Source organism: Microbacterium umsixpiens, assembly GCF_053543675.1.
In genome coordinates this window covers 1-1,838 of sequence record NZ_JBLVOH010000061.1, presented here as the reverse complement: position 1 = coordinate 1,838, position 1,838 = coordinate 1, and the positions used below count along the sequence as shown (strand labels likewise).

2 protein-coding genes and 1 pseudogene are annotated in these 1,838 nt (G+C 72.6%); all 3 read right to left on the bottom strand.

Features of this window, described 5'->3' with window-relative positions; genetic code table 11:
- Positions 1-189: pseudogene (locus ACNPM4_RS05990) on the bottom strand (hypothetical protein); the annotation flags it as partial.
- Positions 186-1,481, bottom strand: a complete 1,296-nt coding sequence (locus ACNPM4_RS05985; RefSeq protein ID WP_448985056.1) for a FliI/YscN family ATPase — start codon at positions 1,479-1,481, stop codon at positions 186-188. The gene ACNPM4_RS05985 and the pseudogene ACNPM4_RS05990, both read right to left, overlap by 4 nt.
- Positions 1,478-1,838: FliH/SctL family protein (locus ACNPM4_RS05980; RefSeq protein WP_448985055.1), on the bottom strand; the 361-nt coding region annotated here is incomplete at its 5' end. The genes ACNPM4_RS05980 and ACNPM4_RS05985, both read right to left, overlap by 4 nt.

Below are 1,838 nucleotides of genomic sequence, written 5' to 3'. Positions count from 1 at the left end.
CGCGAGCGCCGCCAGGGAGCGGACGTCCACGGCTTCGCTCCCGGCCCCGGCCAGATGCGCGCGGAGGGAGCGATCGCGGGCCTCGGTGTGCCGGGCGTCGAGCACCGCGCGGGAGAGTCGTTGGGCCGCGGCGCGCTCCTGGATCTCGCGCACACGCAGCAGGCCCGCCAGGGAGAACGACCGTGTCATGAGACTCCTCCGAAACCGGAGACGAGCTCGTCGAGTCGACGCCACGATTCGTCGATCGCGCTCGTCTCGTCGAGCGACTGGGTGAGGAAAGCGGAGATCGCCCGTTCGTGGGCGATCGCGGCGTCGATGCGGGCGTCGGCACCCGGCTGGTACGCGCCGATGTCGATCAGGTCGTTGGCCCGGCGACGCGCGGCGAGCACCGCACGTAGCGTCGCCGCGTGTGAGCGCTGTTCCGGCGCCGTGATCTTCCCCACCACGCGGGAGACGGAGCCGAGCACGTCGATCGCCGGATGGTGTCCGGAGAGGGCGAGTGCGCGGTCGAGCACGACGTGGCCGTCGAGGATCGAGCGCACGGTGTCGGCGATCGGCTCGTTGTGGTCGTCGCCGTCCACGAGCACCGTGTAGATGCCGGTGATCGAGCCGCGCCGATCGGTGCCGGCCCGTTCGAGCAGGCCGGCGAGGAGCGAGAACGTCGACGGCGGGTACCCACGGGTTGCGGGGGGTTCTCCGGCCGACAGGCCGATCTCGCGCTGCGCCATCGCGACGCGGGTCAGCGAGTCCATCATGAGGATGGCGTGCGCGCCCTCGTCACGGAAGGCCTCGGCGATCCGGGTGGCGGTGTACGCGGCCCTGATGCGCGCCATGGCCGGTTGATCGGAGGTCGAGACGACGACCACCGAACGAGCGAGTCCCTCCGGCCCCAGGTCGTCTTCGATGAACTCGCGCACCTCACGTCCGCGCTCGCCGACGAGGGCGATCACCGTCACCTCGGCCTCGGTGCCGCGCGCGATCATCGACAACAGTGACGACTTGCCCACTCCCGAGCCGGCGAAGAGCCCGACGCGCTGCCCGCGACCCACGCTGACGAGCGTGTCGAGCGCGCGCACCCCGAGCGGAAGAGGGGAGTCGATCCGGTCGCGCCCCATGATCGAGGGCGGAGCGTGGTCGAGGCTCACCGAGATCGCGCCGGTCAACGGGCCCTTGCCGTCGATCGGCCGACCGAGTCCGTCCAGGACGCGGCCGAGCAGAGCGGCCCCGGTCGGTACGCGCAGGGCGCCACCGCGGCCCCGCACGGGCGCCCCGACGGTGAGCCCGGCGACGGCCCCGAGGGGCATGCATCGCAGACCGCCCTCGCCGATCGCGACGACTTCGGCATCGACCCCGTCGAGGGTCACGACGTCGCCGACAGCCCCTTCGAGACCGCGCACCTGCACGCTCAGGCCGCGCACCTGGGAGACGACGCCGATGCGTTCCGGTCGAACCGCCTCGCGGACGGCGGTCCAGGCCGTCACGACCCGGCCTCCGCGAGGGCGCGACGGGCACGTTCGAGGGCGCTGCCGATCCGGGCGTCGATGTGTCCGTGCGTCAGGGTCGCGACGGCATCGCCGCGCTCGAGCGTGTCATCGGCGACGAGCGCGAACGCGGTCAGGTCCGACTCCGTGGTCTGCAGCGTCTGCAGGTCGTCGGGGTGCAGGCGTACCTCGCGGATATCGGCGGGGTCGGCGACCGTGAGTGCTCTCCGGGCGGCCGCCGCCGCCGAAGAACCGGCATCCGAGAGTTCGGCCGCCAGAATCAGCTCCGCCAGTTCGATCGCGCCGCGCAGCACCTCATCGCCCGCGGCGCCGGTGAGTTCGCGCTCCCGCTCGCCC